Below are 6682 nucleotides of genomic sequence, written 5' to 3'. Positions count from 1 at the left end.
ACAACGCCCACTGCCAAGGCAAGGGCGTTGTAGCGCCGGGCCAGGTCGTTGGTGATGCCGGCGTAGGTGCCGCGCCGGCACTCCAGCAGGTAAAGATACCACGGCGCCCGTACGCCTTCGCCCTCAGCCACCGCAGCACGCCTTGAGTTTTCGCCCGCTACCGCACGGGCAGCGCTCGTTGCGCCCGGGCTTGAGCTTCAAAAGACGCGGCTCGCCGTCGAGGTAGTACCAGCGCCCGGCCTCGAACACGAAGCGCGAGACCTCCTCCAGCGCGTGCCAGCCGCCCTCGAAAAAGTACGCCGTGAAGTGCACCGTGCCGCGCTCGCCTTCAGGCTTGGGGGCGTTCTCGATCACGAATCGCTTCCACTGCGTGCTCGGGTCCGGGGCAAGCGTGGCCGGTCGCGTGCTCGGGTGCCAGGTGGCGCTCAGATAGTCGATCAGGTCGAGCGCGAAGGCGCTGTAGCGCGAGCGCATCAGCGCCTCGGGCGTGGGGGCGGGCGTGCCCTGGTGGTAGACGTGACAGCACGTCTCGAGCGCGTCACCGCTGCCGCAGGGGCAGGGCCGCGTGGGCGTTTCGTGCGCGGAAGTCTCTGAAATCGGTCGCATGGTGGTCGCAAAGCTGCCGGTCGGGCGCGCTTTTCCCTGTTTCGGTCCGGGTAACGTTGTGGGTATAGTAGCAGAGCCCCAACAGTGAACACGACGGAGTACGCAATACGACCAGCCCATCTTTCCAGACGCAGCGGAGGTTCGCATGAAGGTATACAGACCGGAGTGGCAGTGCACGTTCAGCGTAAACGAGGGCGCGGTAGACGCGGCCCGCTGGAAAGAGCGACTCGCCTGGCGACTCAGGCAGTTAGCCGACCGCCTTCAGGGCGGCGGCCGTACGGTCCGGATCGACTGCCGCGTGACGCCTGCGATCAGCCGTGCCGAGGTGGACACGTGCCTGGTCAAGGGCTTCGAGGTCACCCAGGGCCTGATCACCCAGCTCGCCCAGCAGCAGGCCTGCGAGCAGGTGATGCGTGACGCCAAGGCGGAGCTTTATGAGGAGCACTCCTCGCCCTGAGAGCGACCTTCGATACCAACACAAACACCCGCCTTGAGCGGGTGTTTGTGTTGGTGGTCTCTTGCCGTGTCGGGTAGCCCTACGCGAGGGCGCTGTGAATACCTCCCTGTACGCTACTTTCGCCTTCCTTGGCGAAAGACCCTCGCTACGGGCTACCCGACACTACCGACTGTGGCCTCGAACGGCTCGACGATCACCCCTCGAACGGCGCCTCCAGCGCCCGGCCCATCCGGGTCATGAATTCGACGCACGCCGCAAGCTCGCTCTTCTCGATGTACTCGTCCGGCTGGTGGGCCTGACTGATGCTGCCCGGGCCCAGGATGATCGTCTGCAGCCCCTGGCCCTGGAACTGGCCGGCTTCGGTGGCGTAGGCCACCGCGTGGTTGGCGCACTCGCCGGGCAGGTGATCCTTCGCCAGGCGCAGCACGGCGGCGTTGTCGCGATCGGCCAGGCCCGGCACGGTGACGTTGAGCGCCTCGGTTGCGATCTCGACGCGCTTGCCGCGCGCCTCGAGCTCGGCCTTGAGGGCGTCGGCGTAGGCGGTGAATCGCGCGAAGACCTCCTCGAAGGTGTCCGTGGGCAGGTGGCGGATCTCCCACTCGAAGGTACATTCGCGGGCCATGATGTTGATCGCCGTGCCACCCTTGATCCTGCCCACGTGCAGGCTCGTGTGGGGCACGTTGAACGCCTCGTCCACCCGGCCCTCTTCCACCAGCGTGGCCATGGTGTCCTCGATGAAGGTGACCAGCCGCGCGGCGACGTGGATCGCCGAGGTGCCCTGGTTGACCTGGCTGCTGTGCGCCTCGACCCCGGTGACCGTGGTGCGCAGGTTGGTCGCGCCCTTCTGGGCCACCACCGGCTGCATCAGGGTCGGCTCACCGACGATCACGTGAGCGGTGGTGGAGTAGCGCTCGAAAAAGCGCTCGATCAGCGCAGGCGCCCCGACGCAGCCGACCTCCTCGTCATAGGAGAAGCCGAAGTAGATCGGCTGGGCGAGCGGCGCCTCGACCCACTCGGGAACCTTGGAGAGCGCGCAGGCGATGAAGCCCTTCATGTCGCAGCTGCCGCGGCCATAGAGCCGGCCATCGCCGCCATCGTGGAGCGTGAACGGGTCCGTCGACCAGGGCTGGCCCTCGACCGGTACCACGTCGGTGTGGCCGGAGAGCATCACCCCGCCCGGCGTGTCCGGGCCGATGCGGGCGATCAAGTTCGCCTTGGTGCCGCACGGGCTCGTCACCCGCTCCGAAACGACGCCGTAGCCGGCGAGGTACTCCTCCACGAACGCGATCAGCGCGAGATTGGAGCCTTTGGAGGTGGTATCGAAGGCGACCAGGCGGGTCAGAAGCGAAATGGCGTCAGTCATGGGGCTCTCTCATGGGCTCTCTCACGGAGCTCTTTCACAGAGCTCTCTCACAGAGCTCTCGTTGGTTGTGCAATGGCGTTCACCCTATCACCGGCCACTGTTATCGCCTACTGCCAAAGTTGCATGAATCTTGCGCCCGCCGCCGGTTATCGTTCATCAATCTGTCATCTAAACTCACTACTGTTCGGTGCACCCAAAACCTCAACAAACGCACTGTGCCACCTGGCGATGCCAGGGCGACAAGGAGCCTACTATGTCTAAGGAGACTACTATGTCTCGTTTCACGTTACGCGCGCTGTCGGTCGGTATCGCGGCCGCCACCCTGAGCGTTTCCGCCCAGGCGGCGACCGACATCACTTGGTGGCACTCCATGGGCGGCGAGCTCGGCGAGCGCCTGGTCGGCCTGGCCGAGGAGTTCAACGCCACCCAGGACGAGTACCGGGTCGTTCCCTCCTACCGGGGCGAGTACGAGCAGACCATGGTCAACACCATCGCCGCCTTCCGCGCCGGCGAGCAGCCGCACATCGTGCAGATCTACGAAGTGGGCACCGGCACCATGATGGCCGCCCGCGGCGCGATCTACCCGGTGTTCGAGCTGATGGAAGAGCACGGCAACACCTTCGACCCCAATGACTACCTGCCCGTGGTGACCGGCTACTACACCGACACCGACGGCAACATGCTGTCGATGCCGTTCAACTCCTCGACGCCGATCCTCTACTACAACAAGGACGCCTTCGAGGCCGCCGGCCTCGACCCACAAACGCCGCCGACCACCTGGGCACAGATGGGCGAGATGGGCCAACAGATCGTCGATGAAGGCGCGGCGCAGTGCGGCTTCACCATGGCCTACGCGGCGAACTGGATCGGCCTCGAGAACTTCTCGGCACTGCATAACCTGCCGATCGGCACCCAGGAGAACGGCTTCGGCGGGCTCGACACCGAGTTCGACTTCAACGGCGAGATGCAGGCGCGCTTCTGGGATCAGTTGAAGGAGTGGAGCGACAGCGGCGTCTACAGCTACGGCGGCCCGGCCAGCGGTCCGGACGCGGCGCCCTCGTTCTACGCCGGCGACTGCGCGATGTACATGAACTCCTCGGCGTCGCGCGCGGACGTGCTGGCCAATGCCGACTTCGAGGTCGGTTTCGGCATGCTGCCTTATTATGACGACGTCGACGGCGCCCCGCAGAACTCGATCATCGGCGGCGCGACCCTGTGGGTGCTCGCCGGCCACGAGGAAGACGAGTACGCCGGCGTGGCGGAATTCCTCGAGTTCCTGTCGCTGCCGGAGGTGCAGGCCGAGTGGCACCAGGAGACCGGGTATCTGCCGATCACCACCGCCGCCTATGAGCTGAGCCAGGAGCAGGGCTACTACGACGAGAACCCGGGCGCGGACATCGCCATCGAGCAGATCAACCTCAACGAGCCCACCGAGAACTCCAAGGGCCTGCGTTTCGGCAACTATCCGCAGGTGCGCATGATCCTCGACGAGGAGTTCCAGGCGGTGCTGGCGGGTTCCAAGGATGGCCAGCAGGCGCTGGACGACGCGGCGCGCCGCGGCAACCAGATCCTGCGCGACTTCGAGTCGGCCAACAACTGATCCTACTCCCCAATGCGCTCCGGCCCTGAGGGCCGGAGCGTGTCGTGACCGCCATCCCATGGGCCCGGCCGGGCCCATGGGATGGTGCGTTTCCCGACTCATTCCCGGCGGCTTGCCGCCTCGTGCACCCGCAAGACAGGACGTGTCATGCAGACCAAACGCTCCACCTACCGGCATCGGTGGCTTCCCTACCTTCTGCTCGCGCCGCAGCTCGCCATCACCCTGGTGTTCTTCATCTGGCCGGCGAGCCAGGCGGTGAAGTCGAGCTTCGAGCGCACCGATGCCTTCGGCTTCAAGACTACCTTCGTCGGGCTCTCCAACTACGCCCGGGTGCTGGCGGACCCGGGCTACCTCAACGCCCTGGGCCGCACCGCGATCTTCGCCGTCTCGGTCACCGTGCTCTCGATGGGGGTGGCGCTGCTGCTGGCGGTGTGCGTCAACCGGGTCATCAAGAGCGCGCGGTTCTACACCACGCTGCTGGTCTGGCCCTACGCCGTCGCCCCGGTGGTCGCCGGGGTGCTGTGGTGGTTTCTGTTCAACCCGACCATCGGGCTCTTGCCGCACCTGCTCGACTGGTTCGGCATCAACTGGAACCACCGCGTCTCCGGTACCCAGGCGATGATCCTGATCACCATTGCCGCCGCCTGGAAGCAGATCTCCTACAACTTCCTGTTCTTTCTGGCCGGGCTCCAGTCGGTCCCGCACTCGCTGATCGAGGCCGCCGCCATCGACGGCGCCACGCCCTTCAAGCGCTTCTGGACCATCGTCTTCCCGCTCCTGTCGCCGACCACCTTCTTTCTGATGATCATCAACATCAACTACGTGATGTTCGATACCTTCGGGGTGATCGACGCCACCACCGCCGGCGGCCCCGGCACCGCCACCATGACGCTGGTCTACAAGGTCTACACCGACGGCGTGGCGGGACTCAACATCGGCTCCTCGTCGGCCCAGTCGGTGATTCTGATGGGCATCGTCATCCTGCTGACGTTCATCCAGTTCCGCTACGTGGAACGCCGGGTCAACTACTAGTGCGCCCAGGTCATGACATCACAGGTTTTGGACATCAAAGGCTATCGACATGGTTGAAAACAGACGCTTTCTCAATGTGCTGACCCACCTGGTACTCATCATCGGTGTCCTGGTGGTGGCGTTCCCGGTGTATGTCGCGTTCATCGCCTCGACCCACGAGGCCGGCGCCTTCGTGCGCGGGGTGATTCCGCTGACTCCCGGCGACAATTTCTGGGCCACCTACTCGCAGATGCTCGGTTCGGGCTGGCAGGTGGCGGGGGCGCCGCCGGTGTGGCTGATGCTGGCCAACTCGACCATCATGGCGCTGGCCATCGCCTTCGGGAAGATCACCATCTCGATCCTCTCGGCCTTCGCGATCGTCTACTTCCGCTTTCGCTTTCGCATGCTGGCGTTCTGGATCATCTTCATCACCCTGATGCTGCCGGTGGAGGTGCGCATCATCCCCACCTACGCGGTGGTGGCAAACCTGGGAATGCTCAACTCCTACGCCGGGCTCACCCTGCCCCTGATCGCCTCGGCCACGGCGACGTTTCTGTTTCGCCAGTTCTTCATGACCGTGCCCGAGGAGCTGATGGAGGCGAGCCGCGTCGACGGCGCCGGCCCCATGAAGTTCTTCAAGGACATATTGCTTCCGGTATCGATCACCAATATCGCCGCGCTGTTCGTGATCATGTTCATCTACGGCTGGGTGCAGTACCTGTGGCCGCTGCTGGTCACCACCCAGGAGGATTTCTACACCATCGTGCTGGGCATCAAGCGCCTGATGGCCTCATCCGATCGGGTGCCGGCGTGGAACCTGATCATGGCCACGGTGACGCTGGCCATGGTGCCTCCGGTGCTGGTGGTGCTGTTGATGCAGAAACTGTTCGTGAAAGGCCTGACCGAGACGGAGAAATAAGATGGCCAGTATTACCTTGGAAGGGCTGAAGAAGACCTACGCCGGAGACGTTCAGGCGGTGAAAGGCATCGATCTTGACATCAAGGACGGCGAGTTCGTGGTACTGGTAGGCCCGTCGGGCTGCGGTAAATCCACGCTCCTGCGCATGGTGGCGGGGCTCGAGACGATTTCCGACGGCACGCTCAAGATCGGCGACCGGGTGGTCAACGGCCTCGAACCTGCCGAGCGCGACATCGCCATGGTGTTCCAGAACTACGCGCTCTACCCGCACATGACGGTCTACAACAACCTCGCCTACGGGCTCAAGAACCGCGGCTTCAAGAAGCCCGAGATCGAGGCGCGGGTGCGCAACGCCGCCAAAATGCTCGAGATCGAGGACTTCCTGGGCCGCAAGCCGCGCCAGCTCTCCGGCGGCCAGCGCCAGCGGGTGGCCATGGGACGGGCGCTGGTGCGCGAGCCGGCCGCTTTCCTGTTCGACGAACCGCTGTCGAACCTGGACGCCAAGCTGCGCGTGCAGATGCGCGTCGAGATCAAGCAGCTGCAGCGCCGGCTCAAGACCACCAGCCTCTACGTCACCCACGACCAGCTCGAGGCCATGACTCTGGGTGACCGGCTGGTGGTGTTGAACGCCGGGCAGATCGAGCAGGTGGGCACGCCCATGGAGATCTACGCCCGCCCGGCGAGCATGTTCGTGGCGAGCTTCATCGGCTCGCCGGCGATGAACAT

7 protein-coding genes are annotated in these 6682 nt (G+C 64.7%); 5 read left to right on the top strand and 2 right to left on the bottom strand.

The genetic code is table 11. The annotated features are described in order from the left end of the window. Nucleotides 1–123 precede the first annotated feature (123 nt). The gene (locus tag BIS11_RS08285) at nt 124–606 is read right to left on the bottom strand and encodes a YchJ family protein (protein ID WP_253423133.1); all 483 of its coding nucleotides are present in this window, start codon (nt 604–606) and stop codon (nt 124–126) included. A gap of 145 nt (nt 607–751) precedes the next feature. Here BIS11_RS08285 and BIS11_RS08280 point away from each other — a divergent pair, with 145 nt between their 5' ends. Further along, complete coding sequence (locus tag BIS11_RS08280) at nt 752–1063, top strand: hypothetical protein (protein ID WP_253423130.1); 312 nt, start codon at nt 752–754, stop codon at nt 1061–1063. 193 nt (nt 1064–1256) lie between these two features. On the opposite strand, the gene argE is transcribed toward BIS11_RS08280, so the two are convergent. Beyond that, nucleotides 1257–2426, bottom strand: coding sequence for an acetylornithine deacetylase (gene argE / locus BIS11_RS08275; protein ID WP_253423127.1), 1170 nt, complete (start codon nt 2424–2426; stop codon nt 1257–1259). A gap of 271 nt (nt 2427–2697) precedes the next feature. Here argE and ugpB point away from each other — a divergent pair, with 271 nt between their 5' ends. The 4 genes from ugpB to ugpC all read left to right on the top strand — a co-directional run. Beyond that, entirely contained in the window at nt 2698–4026 is a 1329-nt protein-coding gene (ugpB, locus tag BIS11_RS08270) for a sn-glycerol-3-phosphate ABC transporter substrate-binding protein UgpB (RefSeq protein ID WP_253423124.1), read from the top strand. Nucleotides 4027–4173: 147 nt separating this feature from the next. Next, nucleotides 4174–5058: a sn-glycerol-3-phosphate ABC transporter permease UgpA gene (ugpA, locus tag BIS11_RS08265; protein ID WP_227389028.1), complete on the top strand. Its 885-nt coding sequence runs from the start codon at nt 4174–4176 to the stop codon at nt 5056–5058. A 49-nt stretch (nt 5059–5107) separates the two neighbouring features. Beyond that, nucleotides 5108–5956: a sn-glycerol-3-phosphate ABC transporter permease UgpE gene (gene ugpE / locus BIS11_RS08260; RefSeq protein WP_253423121.1), complete on the top strand. Its 849-nt coding sequence runs from the start codon at nt 5108–5110 to the stop codon at nt 5954–5956. 1 nt (nt 5957) lies between these two features. Next, nucleotides 5958–6682 (top strand): sn-glycerol-3-phosphate ABC transporter ATP-binding protein UgpC (gene ugpC / locus BIS11_RS08255; protein WP_253585911.1); only part of this gene is annotated, 725 nt, incomplete at its 3' end.

It is taken from the genome of Halomonas sp. 707D4 (genome assembly GCF_024158685.1).
Taxonomy (GTDB): domain Bacteria; phylum Pseudomonadota; class Gammaproteobacteria; order Pseudomonadales; family Halomonadaceae; genus Vreelandella.
The sequence above is the reverse complement of the archived record's forward strand: the minus strand, read 5'-3'. Positions and strand labels throughout refer to the sequence as shown.